Here is a 19,359-nt window from a genome sequence, read left to right as displayed (position 1 = left end):
GGCACCTCGCCCGCGAGGTGTTCCAATAGCGGTCTTCATGAGCGCCATCGATCCCACCACCGGACCTTGCCCCTGCGGTCGCACCGACCGCCGAGACAAGCCCATCGGCTACGCCCTGTGCTGTGGCCGCTATCTCGACGATTTCGAGAACACACCCGCCCCCGACGCCGAATCGCTGATGCGTTCGCGCTATTCGGCCTTCGTGCTGGAGCGGGCCGAATACCTGCTCGCCACCTGGCATGCGTCGAAACGGCCGGCCTCGATCGAATTCGAGCCGGGCGTCAAGTGGCTGGGGCTGGACATCCGCTCGCGCTCCGTGCTCGATGCGGACCATGCCGAGGTCGAGTTCGTCGCCCGCCAGCGCAGCGCTGCCACGGGCGCCGCCACGCGCCTGCACGAGCGCAGCCGCTTCGTGCGGGAAGACGAGCGCTGGTACTACCTCGAAGGCGACTTGCAGCAGCCCCTGGGTTGACGCACCGGCCCGAGGCTCGCACAATCGGCCTCGCTCCGGGGTGCACACATGTGGTGTGCTGAGATGGCAAAGCAGCCGACCCGCGAACTTGATCCGGGTCATACCGGCGTAAGAAGAGCTGCACTCCCTGACTTCGGTCCGTTCGTCACCCCCCTTCCGTGACGGCCCGAAGGCCCACCGAGCGATTGCGGAGCACCCTTTCCCTCAACAAGGAGTGCCCCGATGAATGCCCCCGACAAGTTCACCTCTTTGCTCTCGCTCACGCGCGAGCCCTTTCCCGCGTCCCACAAGTGCCTGATTCCGGGCAGCCGGCCCGACCTGAACGTGCCGGTGCGGGACGTGCTGCTCACCAACGGCGAAACCGTATCGCTCTACGACACCTCGGGCCCGTACACCGACGCCAAGGTCGACATCGACGTGCGCCGTGGCCTGCCCGACGTGCGCGGCGCCTGGGTTCTGGAGCGCAATGACACCGAAAGTTACGAAGGCCGTTCGCACCAGGCGTTGGACGAAGGCCTGAAGCACGCCCAGGACCACGACGCCCAGCGCCTGGCCGAACTGCGCGCCGGTGCGGCGGCCCTGCAGCGCACGCCGCGCCGCGCCAAGTCGGGCGCCAACGTCACGCAGATGCACTACGCGCGCCGCGGCATCGTCACGCCCGAGATGGAATACGTGGCCCTGCGCGAAAACGGCAAGCGCGAGTGGATGGCCGAGTACCTCGCCAACGAGGAGCGCGCCAAGCGCGTGGCCGGCAACCCGATGGGCGCGAGCATTCCGCGCATCATCACGCCCGAGTTCGTGCGCGACGAGGTGGCGCGCGGCCGCGCGATCATTCCGGCCAACATCAACCATCCTGAAGTGGAGCCGATGGCCATCGGCCGCAACTTCAAGGTGAAGATCAACGCCAACATCGGCAACTCGGCCGTCACTTCCAGCATCGAGGAAGAGGTCGAAAAGCTCGTGTGGGCGATCCGCTGGGGCGCCGACAACGTGATGGACCTGTCGACCGGCAAGAACATCCACACCACGCGCGACTGGATCGTGCGCAACTCGCCCGTACCGATCGGCACCGTGCCCATCTATCAGGCGCTTGAAAAGGTGGGCGGCGTGGCCGAAGACCTGACCTGGGAAATCTTCCGCGACACGCTGATCGAGCAGGCGGAGCAGGGCATCGACTACTTCACCATCCACGCCGGCGTGCGCCTGCCGTTCATTCACCTGACGGCCGACCGCATGACGGGCATCGTCTCGCGCGGCGGCTCGATCATGGCCAAGTGGTGCATTGCGCACCACAAGGAGAGCTTTCTCTACGAACGCTTCGAAGACATCTGCGACATCATGAAGGCGTACGACGTGAGCTTCTCGCTCGGCGACGGCCTGCGTCCCGGCTCGGGTGCGGATGCGAACGACGAGGCGCAGTTCGCCGAGCTGCGCACGCTGGGCGAGCTGACCAAGATCGCATGGAAGCACGACGTGCAGACCATGATCGAAGGCCCCGGCCACGTGCCGATGCACATGATCCAGGCCAACATGGACGAGCAGATCAAGCACTGCCACGAGGCGCCGTTCTACACGCTCGGGCCGCTGACCATCGACATCGCGCCGGGCTACGACCACATCTCCAGCGCCATCGGCGCCGCGATGATCGGCTGGGCCGGCACCGCGATGCTGTGCTATGTGACGCCCAAGGAGCACCTGGGCCTGCCCGATCGCGACGACGTGAAGCAGGGGATCATTGCCTACAAGATCGCCGCGCATGCGGCCGACGTGGCCAAGGGGCACCCGGGTGCGCGCTCGCGCGACGATGCGCTGAGCAAGGCGCGCTTCGAGTTCCGCTGGCAAGACCAGTTCAACCTGGGCCTGGACCCCGACACGGCGCGTGAATTCCACGACGAGACCCTGCCCAAGGATTCGAGCAAGGTGGCGCATTTCTGTTCGATGTGCGGCCCCAAGTTCTGCTCGATGAAGATCACGCAGGAAGTGCGCGAGTACGCGGCCAAGAAGGGCGTGGCCGAGGCTGCGGCCGTGGCGGCGGGCATGGAGGAAAAGTCGAAGGAATTCATGGCCGGCGGCGGCGAGATGTACATCCCGATCCGTTCGGTTTCCTGAGCGGGCGCCCCGGCGGCGCCGGGGTCATTGCTACCATGGGGCACTCCCTTCGAATTTCCCCAGTGCAATGACCTCATTCCCTTTCGCCGCAGTCCTGTTCGACTGCGACGGTGTTCTCGTCGATTCCGAGCCCATCACCAACCGCGTCCTGGCTGAAATGCTGGGCGAACTCGGCTGGCACCTGACGACGGAAGAGTCGATGAACACCTTCACCGGCAAGGCCGTGAAGGACGAGGCCGCGCTCATCGAATCCAGGACGGGCGTGGCCATCACCGACGAGTGGCTCAAGGCTTTCCGTGCCCGCCGCAACGAAGCGCTGGAACGCGACCTGGTCGCGATTCCCAACGCGCCCGCCGCCATCCGCGAGATCTATACGAAGCTCAAGGGCCGCATTGCCTGCGCCTCGGGCGCCGACCGCCACAAGGTCGAACTGCAACTGGCCAAGGTCGGGCTGCTCGACTGCTTCCAGGGCCGCATCTTCAGCGGCCATGAAATGCCCCGCTCCAAGCCGCATCCCGACGTGTATCTGGCGGCCGCCGAAGCCCTCGGCGTGGACCCGCGCCGTTGCGCCATCGTCGAAGACACGGTCACCGGCGCCATGGCCGGCGTGGCCGCTGGCGCCACGGTGTTCGGCTACAGCACGGGCGATTCCGGCCACAGCGGCCCCGGGCCGCTGCTGGCCGCGGGCGCGGTGCAGGTGTTCAGCGACATGGCCGAATTGCCGGCGTTGCTATCGGCCTACCGGCTGCAGGCCGCCTGAGTTTCTGGTGCAATGGCGCGACCGACGGCCGCGCCGACGACAGACCCGAACCAGGAGCCCGCCCCATGACGTCCGAATACAAGACCGAGCAACCCGACCGCAGCGAGATCGATGCCCTGAAGGGGCCGGCGGTGGTCGAGTTCGGCACCAACTGGTGCGGCATCTGCAAGGCCGCGCAGCCGAACATTGCCGAGGCCTTTGCCAAGTACCCGGACATCCCGCGCATCAAGGTCGAGGACGGCAGCGGGCGCCCGCTGGGCCGCTCGTTCAACGTGCGGCTGTGGCCCACGCTGGTGTTCATGCGTGATGGGCAGCAGGTTGCGAAGCTGGTGCGGCCTGAAGACAGCCAGTCCATCGCAGATGCGCTAGCGTCGATCTCGCAGCCGGCCTGAGGCGCGCACGGCGCCCGTTGCCGCGCCTGCTGCTTTCATGAAAATCTGGAAGCAATTGCTCAGTTAAATTCATTTCTCGCGGGCGCCTGACGCGTCCAGAATCCGCCTTCATGATGAACATCGCGGTACTGGACGACTACTTCGACACCCTGCGCACCCTGCCTTGCTTTCGCAAGCTGGACGGCCACAAGGTCACGGTCTGGAACGACCATGTCGATGATCTGGATGTGCTCGCGCGCAGGCTCGCCGATGCCGACGCGGTGGTGCTGATCCGCGAGCGCACCGCGCTCAGGGCCGCATTGCTCGAACGCCTCCCCCGGTTGCGGCTGATCAGCCAGCGCAGCGTGTACCCCCACATCGACATCGAGGCCTGCACGCGGCTCGGCATCGTGGTGTCGTCGGACCAGCATCCGGGCACTCCTTCGTATGCGGCGGCCGAGCTGACCTGGGCCTTGCTTCTGTCCGCGGCCCGGCAGCTTCCCCAGCAGATGGCATCGCTGCAGCGCGGCAACTGGCAGACCGGCGTGGGGTCCACGCTGCGTGGCAAGACGCTGGGCATCTACGGCTACGGGCGCATCGGCGCCGCCGTGGCGGGCTATGGCGAAGCCTTCGGCATGAAGGTGCTGGTGTGGGCGCGGCCTGATTCGCTGCAACGTGCCCTGGCGGACGGGCGGCAGCCGGCGGCGGACCGCGAAGCCTTCTTCCGCGAATGCGATGCCATCTCGCTGCACATGCGACTGGTGCCCGCCACGCGAGGCATCGTGCGTCGCGAAGACCTGGCGCTCATGAAGCCCAGCGCGATCCTCGTGAACACCAGCCGTGCGGGGCTGATCGAGCCCGGTGCGTTGGTCCAGGCCCTGCAGGCGGGGCGCCCGGGAATGGCGGCGGTGGACGTCTACGAAACAGAACCCCTCACCGATCCGGCCGATCCGTTGATCTCCCTGCCCAACGTGGTGTGCACGCCCCACATCGGCTACGTGACGCGTGAGGAATACGACCTGCAGTTCTCCGATGTCTTCGACCAGATCACGGCCTTCGCCGATGGTCACCCGACCAACGTGGTCAACCCGGACGTGCTGGGCCACATGCGGAGCGTCGCAGGGACATGAACACCGAGCTGCAGCGGCTGGCCGCGGAGGTCGATCTTCAGTCGGAGCGCCAGATGCCGTTGCGCCTGCGTTTCGGCTTTGCGTGCGTACAGCGCGTGCGGCACCTGCTGGAAGCACCGGAGGCCGTGGATGCGCTGGACACCCTCGGCGCCTTCCTCGAAGGCCGGTGCGATGCACAGACGCTGGGGCGTGTGCAGGAACGCATGGCAACCGTCGCGCGCAGCCACCCGGGCTCGGCCTCCATCGATGCATCGGCGCATGCGGCCGTTTCCGCGACCTATGCCGTGTTCCATGCGGTGACGGGGCACGCGCTTCAGGCGGCGGAGTACGCCGCGTACGCCACGGTCTACGCGTATGGCGCCTATGCCTTGTCGGACCCGGACGCGTTTGCGGAAGAGTTTGCTTGGCAGGTCTCGGAGTTTTGTTCTTTGTCGAAGGGCTGTGCTGTTCCCTTTGACGTGTGACGCCTCGCTGGGGGCTTGTTCAGGGCGACGCTCCCGCCGACACGGTGCTCTTTTTCGCGAATGTCCCCCGCTTCGCTCCTCCTTTATTTCGCGAAAAAGAGCCCCGTATCGGCGCGAGCGTTGAACAGAGCAGTCGTTGATCGCTGGATCAATAGCAGCGTGCCCCTGTGCGAATGACACCAGGTGCTCCCCGCAGCGAAATAAAGGAGGAGGGGCGCGCAGCGCCCCGGGGGACATTCGCGGAGGGGAGCACCTGGTGTCATTCGCACGCGCCCTGAACAAGAGCGCCAGCCAAGCGCCTAGCTACAACCCGAGTTGCCGGAAGTCCCGCGGCGCATGCCCCGTCCACTGCAGGAACGCGCGCGAAAAACTCTTCTCGTTGCGAAACCCCACCGCCAGCGCCACCTGCTTGATCGGCCGCGTGGTGCGCCGCAACTGTTCCACCGCCAGCTCGTGGCGCACTTCGTTCTTCAGCGTCTGCAGCGAAGTTCCTTCCTCGTGCAGCTGCCGGTGCAGCGTGCGACCCGACACATTGAGCAACCCAGCCAGCGCCTCGGCCGTGGTCGCCTCGCTCGCACGCGATCGCAGCAGCTCGCGCACGCGCTGCCCCAGCAGGCGGTCGCGTCGGTACTGAAGGATGGTCAGCGGCAGCGCGCGCTTGAGCATGGTGCGCAACGCGCGTTCGTCGCGCTGCAGCGGCAGGGCGAGATAACGCTCGTCGAAGCTGATGCTCGCCTGCGGCGCATCGAAGCGCACCTCGGGCGTGAACATCGGCGCATAGGCGTCGCTGTGCGGCGGCGTTGCGAACGGAAAGGTCGCGTGGCGCAGCGAGATGCGCGAGTCGATGGCCCAGCACATGTAGCCGTGCATGAAGCGCAGGCTGGTCACCAGGCAGAACTCGCGAAAAGCGTCGTCCAGTGCGCGGTTCTCGGTGATGCGCAGGGTGGCCACGCCGCCCGCCACTTCGAGCGCCAGGCCGATGTCTTCGGTCAGCAGGCGGTGGTGGCGGCACCAGCGCTTGATGGCCACGCCCAGGTCGGGCGAGGTCAACGAGGCGCGGCACAGCATGCCGTAGCTGCCCCAGGGCAGCCGCCGCGAGAACCAGCCGAGCGCCTCGTCGTCCAGCTCCTGCATGGCGTGTTCCGACAGCGCCTCGAACTGCGCGGCCGTGACCCGGGCGCCCGGCCGGGCCAGCTCGCGCGGCGCGATCTGTGCCGCCTGCAGGGCCTGCGCCGGATCGATCCCGTAGCGCGCATAGCCCTGCACGATGGCTCGCACGAAGGCCATCGGCGTGACGGCGCGGGCAGGCCGCAAAAACGACGGGGAAGACATGGCTGGGTGATTCAGGCGTGGCGCAATTTGCAACCATTGTGGCGCCAATTGCGGCGCCACGAGGCGTAAGCTGCGATCTTTCAAGCGCCATCCAGCGCGGGTAGCACTGCGCGCCGACCCCTTCAGAGGAGACAACCCACATGCACGATCCCGGCCTGAACTTCGACCTGGGCGACACCATCGACTCGCTGCGCAGCGCGATCCAGGACTTTGCCGCGAACGAGATCGCCCCCCGCGCGGCCGACATCGATCGCGACAACCTGTTCCCGCACGACCTCTGGCAGAAGCTGGGCGAACTCGGCCTGCACGGCATGACGGTGAAGGAAGAGTTCGGCGGCACCGAGCTGGGCTACCTGGCGCACATCGTGGCCATGGAAGAAGTCTCGCGCGCCTCGGCCTCGGTGGGCCTGTCTTACGGCGCGCACTCCAACCTGTGCGTGAACCAGATCCACCGCAACGGCAGCGACGCGCAAAAGAAGAAGTACCTGCCCAAGCTGGTGAGCGGCGAACATGTCGGCGCGCTGGCCATGAGCGAGCCCAACGCCGGTTCCGACGTGGTGAGCATGAAGCTCAAGGCCGAGAAGAAGAACGGCTACTACGTGCTCAACGGCGGCAAGATGTGGATCACCAACGGCGGCGACGCCGACACGCTGGTCATCTACGCCAAGACCGAACCCGAGATGGGCGCGCGTGGCATGACGGCCTTCATCGTCGAGAAGAACTACAAGGGCTTCTCCGCCGGTACCAAGCTCGACAAGCTGGGCATGCGCGGCTCCAACACGTATCCGCTGTTCTTCGACAACTGCGAAGTACCCGAAGAGAACGTGCTCGGCGGCGAAGGCCTGGGCGCCAAGGTGCTGATGAGCGGCCTCGACTACGAACGCGCGGTGCTGTCGGGCGGCCCGCTGGGCATCATGGCCGCGTGCATGGACGCGGTGCTGCCCTTCGTGCACGAGCGCAAGCAGTTCGGCCAGAGCATCGGCGAGTTCCAGCTCATGCAGGGCAAGCTGGCGGACATGTACTCGACGTGGCAGGCCACGCGCGCCTACGTATACGCCGTGGGCAAGGCCTGCGACCGCAACGACCATGCGCGCACCTTCCGCAAGGATGCGGCCGGCGCGATTCTTTACTCGGCCGAGAAGGCGACGTGGATGGCCGGCGAAGCCATCCAGGCGCTGGGTGGCGTGGGCTACACGAAGGATTTTCCGGTCGAGCGGCTGTGGCGCGATGCCAAGCTGTACGAGATTGGCGCGGGCACGAGCGAGATCCGACGCATGCTGATCGGTCGCGAGCTTTTCGCTGAGACGGCCTGAGCTGTTTTTCTCCCCCCCTTCCGGGGGAGGGCAGGGGCGGGGGCTCGCGGCGTTCGATGAGGCATTGCATTCAACCAGCGCTGCTTGCCCCCATCCCAACCTTCCCCCGGAAGGGGAAGGAGCAAGACACACGGAGACAAGGAAGGAATTGGAAATGACTGCAGCAGCATTGACCGAAAGCTACGGCAAGGGCGCCATCGACGTCCCCCTCATCGAGCAACCCATCGGCGACTTCTTCGACGACATGGTTGCCAAGCAACCCGAGCGCGAAGCGCTCATCAGCCGCCATGAAGGCCTGCGCTTCACCTACCGTGAACTGCAGACCGAATCCAACAAGCTCGCCAGCGCGCTGCTGAACCTCGGCCTCGTGCCCGGCGACCGCGTCGGCATCTGGTCGCACAACAATGTGCCGTGGGTGCTGATGCAGATCGCCACCGCCAAGGTCGGCCTGATCCTCGTCAACATCAACCCCGCCTACCGCACCTCCGAGTTGGAGTACGCGCTCAACAAGGTCGGCTGCAAGGCGCTGGTGACGATGGCGCAGTTCAAGACCAGCGACTACCTGGGCATGCTGCGCGAGCTGGGCCCCAAGCGCCTGCCGCTGCTGCAGCACACCTTCTGGATCGACGGCAAGGCGGCTGCGGATGTGCAAGAGCCGGGCATGCAGCGCTTCAGCCAGCTGCTCGCGAGCGGCGATGCGGCCGATGCGCGCATCGCGCAGATCCAGAAGACGCTGAAGGCCACCGACCCCATCAACATCCAGTTCACCAGCGGCACCACGGGCTTTCCCAAGGGCGCGACGCTCACGCACCGCAACATCCTGAACAACGGCTTCTTCATCGGCGAATGCATGAAGCTGTCGCCCATCGACAAGCTGTGCATTCCGGTGCCGCTGTACCACTGCTTCGGCATGGTGCTGGGCAACCTGGCGTGCCTCACGCACGGCTCGGCCATCGTCTACCCGAACGACGGCTTCGATCCGCTCACCGTGCTGGAGACTGTGCAGGCTGAGAAGTGCACCGGCCTGCATGGCGTGCCGACGATGTTCATTGCCGAACTCGACCATCCGCGCTTCAACGAGTTCGACCTCTCGACCTTGCGCACCGGCATCATGGCCGGCTCGCCGTGTCCCATCGAGGTGATGAAGCGCGTGGTCAGCGAAATGCACCTGGGCGAGATCACCATTGCCTACGGCATGACCGAGACCAGCCCCGTGAGCTGCCAGAGCAGCACCGATACGCCGCTGGACCGCCGCGTGTCGACCGTGGGCACCGTGCAGCCGCACCTCGAAGTGAAGATCATCGACCCCGAGACCGGCGCGATCATGCCGCCGGGCCAGTCGGGCGAACTCTGCACGCGCGGCTATTCGGTGATGCACGGCTACTGGGAAGACGAGCCGCGCACGCGCGAAGCCATCGACGCCGAACACTGGATGCACACCGGCGACCTGGCGACCATGGACGCCGAGGGCTACGTCAACATCGTCGGCCGCATCAAGGACCTGGTGATCCGCGGCGGCGAGAACATCTACCCGCGCGAGATCGAGGAGTTCCTGTACCGCCACCCGAAGGTGCAGGACGTGCAGGTGGTCGGCCTGCCCGACAAGAAGTACGGCGAAGAGCTGTGCGCCTGGATCATCGTCAAGCCCGGCCAGAGTGCGACCGACACCGAGATCCGCGACTTCTGCAAAGGCCAGATCGCGCACTACAAGGTGCCGAAGTACATCCAGTTCGTCACCGAATTCCCGATGACGGTGACCGGCAAGATCCAGAAATTCAAGATCCGCGATGCCATGACCGAGCAACTCGGCCTCAAGCAAGAAAAGACAGCATGAGCAAAATCGAAACCAAACTCAACGCCCGCTCGGCGGACTTCCAGGCCAATGCGGCAGCCATGCGTGCGCTGGTCGACGACCTGCACAAGCAGTTCGCGAAAGTGGAGCAGGGCGGCGGCGAGGCCGCGCGCGCCAAGCACACCGCGCGCGGCAAGCTGCTGCCGCGCGACCGCGTGGCCGAGCTGCTCGACCCGGGCACGCCCTTCCTCGAAATCGCGCCGCTGGCCGCGCACGCGATGTACCTCGACGGCAAGGGCGTGGAGTCGGCGCCGGGCGCCGGCATCATCACCGGCATCGGCCGCGTGAACGGTGTCGACTGCATGATCGTCTGCAACGACGCGACGGTGAAGGGCGGCACCTACTACCCGCTGACCGTCAAGAAGCACCTGCGCGCGCAAGAGATCGCCGAGCAGAACCGCCTGCCCTGTATCTACCTCGTGGACTCGGGCGGCGCCAACCTGCCGAACCAGGACGAGGTGTTCCCTGATCGCGACCACTTCGGCCGCATCTTCTACAACCAGGCCAACATGAGCGCCCAGGGCATTCCGCAGATCGCGGTGGTCATGGGCTCGTGCACGGCGGGCGGCGCGTATGTGCCGGCGATGAGCGACGAGTCGATCATCGTGAAGAACCAGGGCACGATTTTCCTGGGCGGCCCGCCGCTCGTGAAGGCGGCCACGGGCGAAGTGGTGACGGCCGAAGACCTGGGCGGTGGCGATGTGCACACGCGCCTGTCGGGCGTGGCCGATCACCTGGCGCAGAACGATCTGCATGCGCTGGCGCTCGCGCGCACGGCGGTGGCGAACCTCAATGCCAAGGCCGCTTCAGAGCCGGCGGCGACTTCAACTGCGCGCGCCCCCGAGTTCCCGCGCGAAGAGCTGTACGGCGTGATCCCCACCGACACGCGCAAGCCCTTCGACGTGCGCGAGATCATCGCGCGCATCGTCGATGGCAGCGAGTTCCACGAATTCAAGGCCCGCTTCGGCGCCACGCTGGTCTGCGGCTTCGCCGAGATCGAAGGCATGCCGGTGGGCATCATCGCCAACAACGGCATCCTGTTTTCGGAGTCGGCGCAGAAGGGCGCGCACTTCATCGAGCTGTGCTGCCATCGCAAGATCCCGCTGGTGTTCCTGCAGAACATCACCGGCTTCATGGTGGGCCGCAAGTACGAGAACGAAGGCATCGCGCGCCACGGCGCCAAGATGGTGACGGCCGTGGCCACTGCCAACGTGCCCAAGTTCACCATCATCATCGGCGGCAGCTTCGGCGCCGGCAACTACGGCATGTGCGGCCGCGCATACAGCCCGCGCTTTCTCTGGATGTGGCCCAACGCGCGCATCAGCGTCATGGGCGGCGAGCAGGCCGCGAGCGTGCTCGCTACCGTCAAGCGCGACGGCATCGAACTCAAGGGCGGCACCTGGAGCAAGGAAGAGGAAGAAGCCTTCAAGGCGCCGCTGCGCCAGCAGTACGAAGAACAAGGCCATCCCTACTACGCCTCCGCACGGCTGTGGGACGACGGCATCATCGATCCGGCCGACACACGCCGCGTGCTGGCGCTGGGCCTGGCGGCCGCGCGCAACGCGCCGATTCCTGAGCCGAAGTTCGGCATCTTCCGGATGTGATGGCGATGCGGCTTGCGCACTTCTTCGGCACGGGCGTCAGGCAGATGGCGGCAGCCCTCGGCCTGGCCGCGCTGGCGGTGTGCGCGCAGGCCTTGGCGGCCACGTTGCCCGAGTCGGTGGTGATGGTGCCGAAGAAGGGCGGGCTGTTCACGACCGAACTTGAAACCACGCTCTACGTGCCCGAGGGCACGGGCCCGTTTCCCATCGCCGTCATCAACCATGGCAAGGCGAATGGCGACCCGAGGTTCCAGGCGCGCTACAAGCCGCTGGGGGCAGTGCGCTTCTTTCTCTCGCGCGGCTATGCGGTGGTCGTGCCGATGCGGCAGGGCTTTTCCAAATCCACCGGCAGCTACATCGGTGGTGGCTGCAACATCGAGAGCAATGGCCGCGAGCAGGCCGGCGATGTGACGGCGGTGCTCGACTACGTGGTCGCGCAGCCCTGGGCAGACAAGTCGCGCATCGTGGTCGTGGGGCAGTCGCACGGCGGCTGGACCACGCTGGCCTTCGGCACGCTGCACTACCCCGGCGTCAAGGGGCTGGTCGATTTCGCCGGCGGCCTGCGTCAAGAGAACTGCGTGGCGTGGCAGAACGGCCTGATCGGCGCGGCCGGCACCTACGGCAAGGAAACGCGCACGCCCTCGCTCTGGTTCTACGGCGACAACGACAGCTACTTTCCGCCCTTCGCGTGGAAGGGCATGCACGAGAGCTATGTGGCGGCCGGCGGCCAGGCGAAGCTGGTGGCCTTCGGAACCTTCGGCGGCGATTCCCACGCCATGTTCGGCTCTCCCGCGGGCGCGCCCATCTGGCAGCCGGAAGTGGCGAGCTTCCTGCGCGAGATCGGCCTGCCCGACCAACCCCTGCCCGAGTTCGCACGCTATGCGGTGGCGGCCGCGCCACCGGCCAGCGGCTTTGCGCCGCTCGACGCAGTCGATCGCGTGCCCGACCAGAGCGCCGCCTCGCTGGGCGGCTACCGCGTCTTTCTCACCAAGACATCGCCACGGGCCTTCGCCGCCAATGCACAAGGCGGCTGGGGCTCCGCCTGGGGCGGCGACGACCCCATGGGCCGTGCGATGGAAAGCTGCGCCCGCAAGGCCACTGCGGGTGAGTGCCACCTCTACGCCGTCGACGACAAGGTCGTCTGGAACCCGACACCATGAACGAATACACCACGCTGCAACTGACGATCGAAGGCGCGGTCGCCCGCATCTGGCTCGACCAGCCCGACGCACGCAACGCCTTCGACGACATCGTCATCGCCGAGCTGACGCGCGCCTTCACCGAAGCCGGCGCCGCGCCGCAGGTCAAGGCCATCGTGCTCGGCGCGAACGGCCCGGCCTTCTGCGCGGGTGCCAACCTCAACTGGATGCGCCGCATGGCCGACTACACCCGTGACGAGAACATCGCCGACGCGGGCAAGCTGGCCGAGATGCTGCGCGTCATCGCCGAGTGCCCCAAGCCGACCATCGCGCGCGTGCAGGGCGACGTGTACGCCGGTGGCATGGGCCTCGTGGCCGCATGCGACATGGCCGTGAGCGTCGACACCGCCTGGTACTGCCTGAGCGAAGTCAAGATCGGCCTCGTGCCCGCGACCATCAGCCCGTATGTGCTGCGCGCGATGGGCACGCGGGCTTCGCAGCGTTACTTTCTCACGGCGGAACGCTTCACCGCCGCCGAGGCGCACCGCGTCGGCTTCGTGCATGAAGTGGTGGCGGCCGATGCGCTCGATGCCAAGGTCGGCGAACTGCTGAAGGCGTTGACCGGCGCGAGCCCCGCCGCCGTGCGCACCTGCAAGCAACTGATTGCCGACGTGGCCGGCCGCGAGATCGATGATGCGCTGATCGCGAAGACGGTCGAAGGCATCGCCGACATCCGTTCGAGCGAAGAGGGCCGTGAAGGCGTGCAGGCCTTCCTGCAGAAGCGCAAGCCATCGTGGCTGGAAGCGAAGGCCTGACGCCATGCCGCACCGCCCGCTGATCGAACGCATGGATGCCTGGCTGGCCGAGAATCGCGCCGGGTATCGCGCCGCGCTTCAGCCGGGCGTGAGCGATGCCCAGCTCGACGCCTTCGAGGCGAAGTTCTCGCTGAAGCTGCCCGAGGCCTTTCGCGCGCTCTATTGCTGGCGCAACGGCCAGCCGGACAGCAGCTTCGACAGCTTCCAGGACAACCGCATGTTCTCGTCGCTCGAAGACATCGCCGACACCAAGGAGATGCTCGACGGCATGATCGGCTTCGACTTCGAAGACCCCGCCACATGGCGGCGCGGCTGGGTGCCGTTCCTGTCGAACGGCGGCGGCAGCTACCTGTGCGTCGATATCGATGCAGAGGGCGGCGGCCAGCCGGGCCAGTTGATCGCCTTCTGGAAAGCCGACGAAGACCGGCCGGTCGAGCACGCCTCGGTGCAGGCCTGGCTCGCGGACCTCGTGGCTTCCATGGAAGCCGGAACGCTCGAGATTTCCTGAGGGCTCATCACTCATGAACACCAGCCTCGACATGCCCCAGCTCATCGCACTGGCCGCCGCCATCGGCTGGGCCAGCGGCGTGCGCCTTTACCTGGTCGTGCTGCTGACCGGCATCGTCGGCTACTTCGGCTGGGTGCCGCTGCCCAGCGGGCTGCAGTTGCTGGCGCATCCGGTGGTGATCGCGGCGAGCGGCTTCATGGTGTTCATCGAGTTCTTCGCCGACAAGATCCCCGGCCTCGATTCGCTGTGGGACGTGGTGCACACCGCCATCCGCATCCCGGCCGGCGCCGCGCTGGCGGCCAGCGTCTTCGGTGCCGACCATGGCGTGATGGCCATCGTGGCGGCGCTGGTGGGCGGCGGCTTCGCGGCCACGGCGCATGCGGCCAAGGCCACCACGCGCGCGGCCATCAACACCTCGCCCGAGCCGTTCTCCAACGTGGGCGCTTCCCTGGTCGAAGACACGATGGTGCCCGCGGGGCTGTGGCTCGCGGTGGCGCATCCCTTCGTTTTTCTCGTGCTGTTCGTGCTGGTGCTTGTGGCGAGCGTGTGGCTCATCCGCAAGAGCTGGCGTTTCCTCAAGGCGCTGTTCGGCCGCGTGGCCCGCATCTTCAGCGGCCGACCCGATCCGGGCGTGGTGCCCGCGTTTCAACTGAAAAAGAATCCTCCGGGAGACACTCCGAATGTTTAAGAAGATCCTGATTGCAAACCGTGGCGAGATCGCCTGCCGAGTGGCCGCGACTGCCCGTCGCATGGCGATTCGCACCGTCGCTGTGTACTCCGATGCCGACGCGCATGCCAACCACGTGCGCGCTTGCGACGAGTCGGTGCACATCGGTGGCAGCGCGCCCAAAGACAGCTACCTGCGCTGGGAAAAGATCCTCGAAGCCGCCAAGGCCACGGGCGCGGAAGCGGTGCACCCGGGCTACGGCTTCCTGAGCGAGAACGAAGAGTTCGCGCGCGCCTGCGCCGAAGCCGGACTGGTCTTCATCGGCCCGCCGCCCTCGGCCATCAAGGCCATGGGCCTGAAGGCCGAGTCGAAGCAACTGATGGAAAAGGCCGGCGTGCCGCTGGTGCCCGGCTACCACGGCCACGACCAGGACCCGGCGCTGCTGCAGCGCGAGGCCGACCGCATCGGCTATCCGGTGCTCATCAAAGCCAGCGCCGGCGGCGGCGGCAAGGGCATGCGTGCGGTCGACAAGGCCGAGGACTTTGCTGCCGCGCTAGCCTCATGCAAGCGCGAAGCCATCAACAGCTTCGGCGACGACGCGGTGCTGATCGAAAAATACGTGCAACGCCCGCGCCACATCGAGATCCAGGTGTTCGGCGACACGCAAGGCAACTACGTCTACCTGTTCGAGCGCGACTGCTCGGTGCAGCGGCGCCACCAGAAGGTGCTGGAAGAAGCGCCCGCGCCCGGCATGACCGAGGCCATGCGCAAGCAGATGGGCGATGCCGCCGTGGCCGCGGCGCGTGCCGTGAACTATGTGGGCGCGGGCACGGTCGAGTTCATCGTCGAGCAGCGCGAAGGCGGCGAGATGAACTTCTTCTTCATGGAGATGAACACGCGCCTGCAGGTGGAACACCCCGTGACTGAAGCCATCACCGGTCTCGATCTTGTCGAGTGGCAACTGCGCGTGGCCTCGGGCGAGCCGCTGCCCGCCAAGCAGGCCGACCTGAAGATCCACGGCCATGCAATCGAGGCGCGCATCTGCGCCGAGAACCCCGACAACAACTTCCTGCCCGCCACCGGCACGCTGCGTGTGTACCGCAAGCCGCAGGCCACGGCCTTCCAGCGCAGCCGCGTGCGCATCGACGACGGCGTGCGCGAGGGCGGCGAGATATCGCCCTTCTACGACTCGATGATCGCCAAGCTGATCGTGCACGGCAGCACGCGCGAAGAAGCACTGGCCCGCCTTGATGCCGCGCTGGCGCAGGTGCAGATCGTGGGCGTGTCGACCAACGTTCAATTCTTGCGCGGCATTCTCGCGACGGAGTCGTTCTCGAAGGCCAATCTCGACACCGCGCTCATCGAGCGCGAGCGCGCCGTGCTGTTCGACCGCGAAACGCTGGGCCTGCCGCTGGCGGCGGCGGCAGCCATCACGCGCACGCTGATCACCGAGTGGCCCGCGAAGAAGATGCCCGACCCCTTTGCGCGCCGCGACGGCTGGCGTTCGCACGGCGAGTACCTGCGCCGCTTCGACTTCGAGTTTCGCGGCGCCGAGCAGATCGCCCTGCTGACCTACAAGCGCGACGGCAGCCTCTGGCTCGAAGCCGGCGGCGTGGAAGGCCTGCTGGTCATCGGCCAGTTCCCCTCGGGCGAGTTCGAGGTCGAGTTCGCGGGCAACCGCCAGACGCTCGACGTGCACCTGGACGGCGCCACGGCCCATGTGTTCGCATCGAAGGGCGCGACGAAGATCACTGCCATCGACCGCCTGGCCCATGCGGGTGACACGCAGGCCGAAGGCGGGCGGCTCACGGCGCCGATGCCGGGCAAGGTCGTGTCGTTTGCGGTCAAGGCCGGCGACAAGGTCAGCCGCGGCCAGCCGCTGGCGGTGATGGAGGCGATGAAAATGGAGCACACCATCGCAGCGCCCGCAGACGGCACCGTGGAAGAACTCATGTTCGCTCCTGGCGAGCAGGTGGCCGAAGGCGACGAATTGTTGCGAATGGCCACGGCAACGGCTTAACCCCGTTGCGGGTCCTGGCCCGTATCAGCTGCGGTAGTCATTCTTTCAAAGGGATTCTCATGCCGCATCGCAAGCCTCTTGTTTCGTCCCGATTCGCCCGTCATCGCACGGGCGTCGTCCTGCTGGCCCTGGTGGCCGCGCTCTCCATCGCCGGCTGCAACCAGAAGAGAGATGCCGAATCGGCTGGCGCGCCACCGCCCCCATCCTCCATGCAGGCCGCCGCTGGCTATGGCGGCATGGCGAAGAAGGAAGCCCGCGTGCGCGCTGCGATGCCGCAGGCCGAATCCGCACCCGCGAGTGCCGACCAGGCGCAGCAGACGCCATTCCAGCGTTACCTTGCCGTGCGGCAGGAACTGAACGTCGAGGTGCCGTCCGAGCAGCTGCCCGACGCATGGGGCAAGGTGCGCGATCTGTGCGACACGCTGAAGTGCGAGCTGCTGTCGTCGTCCCTCCTGCGTGAGACCCCGCAGCAGGTCGGCAAGGCCATGCTCGAAATGCGCGTGGAACCCGCCGACGTCGACAAGCTGCTCAACGGCCTGGCCGGCGTGGCCAAGGTGGTGTCGCAGAACACCACCAGCGAAGACAAGACCTCGGAGGTGATCGACGTCGAGGCGCGCATCAAGAACCGCACCGAGTTTCGCGACAGCCTGCGCCTGATGCTGCGCGACAAGACGACCAAGCGCGACATGTCCGACCTGCTCGAAATACAGCGCACGCTGGCCGACACGCAGGCCGAGCTGGACAGCAGCGCCACGCAGCGCAAGGTGCTGGAGCAGCAGACGAGCAAGCAGCACATCCAGATCCAGTTCACGACGACTCGCGTGCTGGTGCAGGGCGGCCGCAGCTACAACCCGATGATGAATGCGCTGCGCCAGGCGGGATCGGTGCTGGCCGAGAGCGTGGGCGTGCTCATCACCTTCCTGGCGGCTGTGTTGCCGTGGCTGTTGCTGGTGGTGCTGCCGTTCGGCTGGCTGGTGCGGATGCTGTGGCGCCGTCGCCGTTCTAAGATCGCCTGAGGATCACAACCGGGTCCGTCATTAACTTGCAGGAGATTGCCTTGATGGACCCGCTTCGTCTCTATGTGGATGCCCAGTTCGCGAGCCCCTATGCCATGTCGGTGTTCGTGGCGTTGCATGAAAAGGGGTTGCCGTTCGAGATGTCGACGGTCGATCTTGGGGCGCTCGAACACCGGGCGAGCGGTTTCTCGGACCTGTCGCTGACGCAGCGCGTGCCGACGTTGCTGCATGGCGACTTCGCGCTGTCGGAGTCGTCCGCGATCACCGAGTACATCGACGAAGTCTTTCCCGGCACGGCCCTGTATCCGTCGGAACCGCAAAGCAGGGCAAGGGCGCGCCAGCTGCAGGCCTGGCTTCGCAGCGACCTGATGCCGATCCGGCAGGAGCGTGCGACCGAGGTGGTGTTCTACCAGCCTTCGAGCGCGCCGCTGTCCGCTGCCGCGCAGGCATCGGCGAAGACGCTCTTCGACTTTGCGGAAGCCCTGCTTCCCGCCGATGCGGAGAACCTGTTCGGCGCATGGTCCATCGCGGACGTGGACCTGGCGCTGATGCTCAACAGGCTGGTGCTGAATGGCGACGCCGTGCCGCAAAGGCTGGCGTCGTACGCGGGCCGGCAGTGGCAGCGGCCCTCTGTTCAGCGATGGGTGCGGCAAGTGCGTCCGCCGCTCTGAGATGGCTCACGCAAGCGGCTCGAATCGGCGTTTCGTGCTTGCCACTCTTGCTGGCACGCTCTTCGCTGCACCTGCATTCAGCCAGTCGATGCGATCGCTCGAGGGGGAGGCCATCGTGGCATACCTGAATACCTTGGAGCCCGGCGAGCGTGCACTGAAGACACTGGTCGTTGCTCTGACAGCAGCAACAGCTTCGGATGCGATGTTGCCTTCCAGTCCCGACAAGGAGGGCCTCAAGAAGGTGGTGCCACAGGCGACGGACGCTGTGATCGATGATTTCATTCGCGTGTTGGCCGTTGATTCCGCACTGCAAATACCTCTACATCTGGCGCACAGGAACATTCGATTGCAGATGGCCAAAGAGGTTGAGCTCGATCGCATTTTCAAAGCGGCCGGCGGGCAGGGATGGATCAAGTTCTACAAAGCGTATCCGGAGGCGGGCGGCCTCGTTCGCCTATCGCGTGCAGGCCTCGACGAGCGCTCGACTCAGGCGCTCTTTTTCATGTCGATCTCAGGCGGCATGATGAGAGGCACGGGTTTCTTCGTGCTGCTGCACAGGCGATTCGGCATATGGCGCGTCCTCGCCACTGAGCAGGCGTGGGTCAGCTGACGCGCACTGTTATCCCACCATCACTTCGCTGAACTGCACCACCGGCACGATGTCGGTGTAGTTCTTCACGTCGGCCCTGATCTCTTCCCTGTGCGGCCCGAACGCCTTCTGGAAGGCTTCGAGGGATTCGCTGAACACGTGGCAGATGCCGATGTAGGTGGGCGGGGAGCCCGGCGCGCCGCCGCCCAGGCCCTTGTCGATGGTGTACGAGAGGCAGGCGTCGCCCATGCGCGCCTTGATCAGCGGCATGTGCTTGTCGCGGTAGTAGTCGTGGTCGAAGCGGGCGTCGGCCGCGTAGGGGTACATCACGCTGAACTTGATCATGGGTGTCGGTCTCCTGGTTTTCGGCGTTCGAGCATAGGAGAACCACAGAGCAGGCACAAGCAATTGCGGCGAACGGAGGCAAGGTGGTCGCAGCTCGCTCATTTGATTGATCAGCGACCAGCTCTGTGAATTCTTTTGCGAGGGCCTCAGGTTTTTTCTGAACGAGGCGATGGTTTGACCATTGT

Annotated in this window: 19 protein-coding genes and 1 riboswitch; of the genes, 17 read left to right on the top strand and 2 right to left on the bottom strand. The window is 66.1% G+C overall.

The window, feature by feature from the left end; translation table 11 throughout:
• Positions 1 to 37 precede the first annotated feature (37 nt).
• The 6 genes from ACSFB7_RS22285 (at position 38) to ACSFB7_RS22260 (ending at position 5,306) form a co-directional block, all read left to right on the top strand.
• Complete coding sequence (locus tag ACSFB7_RS22285) at positions 38 to 472, top strand: YchJ family protein (RefSeq protein WP_093246551.1); 435 nt, start codon at positions 38 to 40, stop codon at positions 470 to 472.
• Between the two features lie 26 nt (positions 473 to 498).
• Positions 499 to 604: riboswitch (TPP riboswitch) on the top strand.
• Between the two features lie 90 nt (positions 605 to 694).
• On the top strand, positions 695 to 2,581 hold the full coding sequence (gene thiC / locus ACSFB7_RS22280; protein ID WP_435474012.1) for a phosphomethylpyrimidine synthase ThiC: 1,887 nt from the start codon (positions 695 to 697) through the stop codon (positions 2,579 to 2,581).
• A gap of 67 nt (positions 2,582 to 2,648) precedes the next feature.
• Complete coding sequence (locus tag ACSFB7_RS22275) at positions 2,649 to 3,341, top strand: HAD family hydrolase (RefSeq protein WP_435474010.1); 693 nt, start codon at positions 2,649 to 2,651, stop codon at positions 3,339 to 3,341.
• Positions 3,342 to 3,406: 65 nt separating this feature from the next.
• Complete coding sequence (locus ACSFB7_RS22270) at positions 3,407 to 3,733, top strand: thioredoxin family protein (protein WP_435474009.1); 327 nt, start codon at positions 3,407 to 3,409, stop codon at positions 3,731 to 3,733.
• A gap of 113 nt (positions 3,734 to 3,846) precedes the next feature.
• Complete coding sequence (locus ACSFB7_RS22265; protein WP_435474131.1) at positions 3,847 to 4,842, top strand: D-2-hydroxyacid dehydrogenase family protein; 996 nt, start codon at positions 3,847 to 3,849, stop codon at positions 4,840 to 4,842.
• Positions 4,839 to 5,306 carry a putative immunity protein gene (locus ACSFB7_RS22260; protein ID WP_435474007.1) on the top strand — a complete coding sequence of 156 codons (468 nt, stop codon included), beginning with the start codon at positions 4,839 to 4,841 and terminating at the stop codon, positions 5,304 to 5,306. The genes ACSFB7_RS22265 and ACSFB7_RS22260 overlap by 4 nt, the downstream gene beginning before the upstream one ends.
• Before the next feature lie 303 nt (positions 5,307 to 5,609).
• Here ACSFB7_RS22260 and ACSFB7_RS22255 read toward each other — a convergent pair whose 3' ends face one another.
• Entirely contained in the window at positions 5,610 to 6,638 is a 1,029-nt protein-coding gene (locus ACSFB7_RS22255) for an AraC family transcriptional regulator (protein ID WP_435474005.1), read from the bottom strand.
• A 140-nt stretch (positions 6,639 to 6,778) separates the two neighbouring features.
• Here ACSFB7_RS22255 and ACSFB7_RS22250 point away from each other — a divergent pair, with 140 nt between their 5' ends.
• The 11 genes from ACSFB7_RS22250 to ACSFB7_RS22200 all read left to right on the top strand — a co-directional run bounded on the left by ACSFB7_RS22250 (position 6,779) and on the right by ACSFB7_RS22200 (position 18,850).
• Complete coding sequence (locus tag ACSFB7_RS22250) at positions 6,779 to 7,951, top strand: isovaleryl-CoA dehydrogenase (RefSeq protein ID WP_187112401.1); 1,173 nt, start codon at positions 6,779 to 6,781, stop codon at positions 7,949 to 7,951.
• A gap of 154 nt (positions 7,952 to 8,105) precedes the next feature.
• A complete protein-coding gene (locus ACSFB7_RS22245; RefSeq protein WP_435474003.1) occupies positions 8,106 to 9,785 on the top strand; it encodes an AMP-binding protein in 1,680 nt (559 codons plus the stop codon).
• On the top strand, positions 9,782 to 11,407 hold the full coding sequence (locus ACSFB7_RS22240) for a carboxyl transferase domain-containing protein (protein WP_435474001.1): 1,626 nt from the start codon (positions 9,782 to 9,784) through the stop codon (positions 11,405 to 11,407). Before ACSFB7_RS22245 ends, ACSFB7_RS22240 begins: the two co-directional genes overlap by 4 nt.
• The gene (locus ACSFB7_RS22235) at positions 11,407 to 12,564 is read left to right on the top strand and encodes a dienelactone hydrolase family protein (protein ID WP_435473999.1); all 1,158 of its coding nucleotides are present in this window, start codon (positions 11,407 to 11,409) and stop codon (positions 12,562 to 12,564) included. Before ACSFB7_RS22240 ends, ACSFB7_RS22235 begins: the two co-directional genes overlap by 1 nt.
• Complete coding sequence (locus ACSFB7_RS22230; RefSeq protein WP_435473997.1) at positions 12,561 to 13,358, top strand: enoyl-CoA hydratase/isomerase family protein; 798 nt, start codon at positions 12,561 to 12,563, stop codon at positions 13,356 to 13,358. Before ACSFB7_RS22235 ends, ACSFB7_RS22230 begins: the two co-directional genes overlap by 4 nt.
• A gap of 4 nt (positions 13,359 to 13,362) precedes the next feature.
• Positions 13,363 to 13,866 (top strand): SMI1/KNR4 family protein, encoded by a 504-nt coding sequence (locus tag ACSFB7_RS22225; protein WP_435473995.1) that lies wholly within the window; start codon positions 13,363 to 13,365, stop codon positions 13,864 to 13,866.
• Positions 13,867 to 13,879: 13 nt separating this feature from the next.
• Positions 13,880 to 14,554, top strand: coding sequence for a DUF4126 domain-containing protein (locus ACSFB7_RS22220; protein WP_093246565.1), 675 nt, complete (start codon positions 13,880 to 13,882; stop codon positions 14,552 to 14,554).
• Complete coding sequence (locus tag ACSFB7_RS22215; RefSeq protein WP_435473993.1) at positions 14,547 to 16,553, top strand: acetyl/propionyl/methylcrotonyl-CoA carboxylase subunit alpha; 2,007 nt, start codon at positions 14,547 to 14,549, stop codon at positions 16,551 to 16,553. Before ACSFB7_RS22220 ends, ACSFB7_RS22215 begins: the two co-directional genes overlap by 8 nt.
• Positions 16,554 to 16,612: 59 nt before the next feature.
• A complete protein-coding gene (locus ACSFB7_RS22210) occupies positions 16,613 to 17,569 on the top strand; it encodes a DUF4349 domain-containing protein (protein WP_435473991.1) in 957 nt (318 codons plus the stop codon).
• 44 nt (positions 17,570 to 17,613) lie between these two features.
• Positions 17,614 to 18,240 (top strand): glutathione transferase, encoded by a 627-nt coding sequence (gene yfcF, locus ACSFB7_RS22205; RefSeq protein WP_435473989.1) that lies wholly within the window; start codon positions 17,614 to 17,616, stop codon positions 18,238 to 18,240.
• Between the two features lies 1 nt (position 18,241).
• Positions 18,242 to 18,850: a hypothetical protein gene (locus ACSFB7_RS22200; RefSeq protein WP_435473987.1), complete on the top strand. Its 609-nt coding sequence runs from the start codon at positions 18,242 to 18,244 to the stop codon at positions 18,848 to 18,850.
• 9 nt (positions 18,851 to 18,859) lie between these two features.
• On the opposite strand, the gene ACSFB7_RS22195 is transcribed toward ACSFB7_RS22200, so the two are convergent.
• Positions 18,860 to 19,174, bottom strand: a complete 315-nt coding sequence (locus ACSFB7_RS22195; protein ID WP_435473985.1) for an EthD family reductase — start codon at positions 19,172 to 19,174, stop codon at positions 18,860 to 18,862.
• Positions 19,175 to 19,359: the final 185 nt, after the last annotated feature.

Origin of the sequence: Variovorax raffinosi, from assembly GCF_051216615.1 — a bacterium.
In the GTDB taxonomy this organism is placed as follows: domain Bacteria; phylum Pseudomonadota; class Gammaproteobacteria; order Burkholderiales; family Burkholderiaceae_C; genus Variovorax.
The sequence above is the reverse complement of the archived record's forward strand: the minus strand, read 5'-3'. Positions and strand labels throughout refer to the sequence as shown.

Excerpts from the sequence above, each read along its gene's own strand:
- ACSFB7_RS22285 (WP_093246551.1), top strand. The coding sequence starts at position 38 with ATGAGCGCCATCGATCCCACCACCGGACCTTGCCCCTGCGGTCGCACC.
- thiC (WP_435474012.1), top strand. The coding sequence starts at position 695 with ATGAATGCCCCCGACAAGTTCACCTCTTTGCTCTCGCTCACGCGCGAG.
- ACSFB7_RS22275 (WP_435474010.1), top strand. The coding sequence starts at position 2,649 with ATGACCTCATTCCCTTTCGCCGCAGTCCTGTTCGACTGCGACGGTGTT.
- ACSFB7_RS22270 (WP_435474009.1), top strand. The coding sequence starts at position 3,407 with ATGACGTCCGAATACAAGACCGAGCAACCCGACCGCAGCGAGATCGAT.
- ACSFB7_RS22265 (WP_435474131.1), top strand. The coding sequence starts at position 3,847 with ATGAACATCGCGGTACTGGACGACTACTTCGACACCCTGCGCACCCTG.
- ACSFB7_RS22260 (WP_435474007.1), top strand. The coding sequence starts at position 4,839 with ATGAACACCGAGCTGCAGCGGCTGGCCGCGGAGGTCGATCTTCAGTCG.
- ACSFB7_RS22255 (WP_435474005.1), bottom strand. The coding sequence starts at position 6,638 with ATGTCTTCCCCGTCGTTTTTGCGGCCTGCCCGCGCCGTCACGCCGATG.
- ACSFB7_RS22250 (WP_187112401.1), top strand. The coding sequence starts at position 6,779 with ATGCACGATCCCGGCCTGAACTTCGACCTGGGCGACACCATCGACTCG.
- ACSFB7_RS22245 (WP_435474003.1), top strand. The coding sequence starts at position 8,106 with ATGACTGCAGCAGCATTGACCGAAAGCTACGGCAAGGGCGCCATCGAC.
- ACSFB7_RS22240 (WP_435474001.1), top strand. The coding sequence starts at position 9,782 with ATGAGCAAAATCGAAACCAAACTCAACGCCCGCTCGGCGGACTTCCAG.
- ACSFB7_RS22235 (WP_435473999.1), top strand. The coding sequence starts at position 11,407 with ATGGCGATGCGGCTTGCGCACTTCTTCGGCACGGGCGTCAGGCAGATG.
- ACSFB7_RS22230 (WP_435473997.1), top strand. The coding sequence starts at position 12,561 with ATGAACGAATACACCACGCTGCAACTGACGATCGAAGGCGCGGTCGCC.
- ACSFB7_RS22225 (WP_435473995.1), top strand. The coding sequence starts at position 13,363 with ATGCCGCACCGCCCGCTGATCGAACGCATGGATGCCTGGCTGGCCGAG.
- ACSFB7_RS22220 (WP_093246565.1), top strand. The coding sequence starts at position 13,880 with ATGAACACCAGCCTCGACATGCCCCAGCTCATCGCACTGGCCGCCGCC.
- ACSFB7_RS22215 (WP_435473993.1), top strand. The coding sequence starts at position 14,547 with ATGTTTAAGAAGATCCTGATTGCAAACCGTGGCGAGATCGCCTGCCGA.
- ACSFB7_RS22210 (WP_435473991.1), top strand. The coding sequence starts at position 16,613 with ATGCCGCATCGCAAGCCTCTTGTTTCGTCCCGATTCGCCCGTCATCGC.
- yfcF (WP_435473989.1), top strand. The coding sequence starts at position 17,614 with ATGGACCCGCTTCGTCTCTATGTGGATGCCCAGTTCGCGAGCCCCTAT.
- ACSFB7_RS22200 (WP_435473987.1), top strand. The coding sequence starts at position 18,242 with ATGGCTCACGCAAGCGGCTCGAATCGGCGTTTCGTGCTTGCCACTCTT.
- ACSFB7_RS22195 (WP_435473985.1), bottom strand. The coding sequence starts at position 19,174 with ATGATCAAGTTCAGCGTGATGTACCCCTACGCGGCCGACGCCCGCTTC.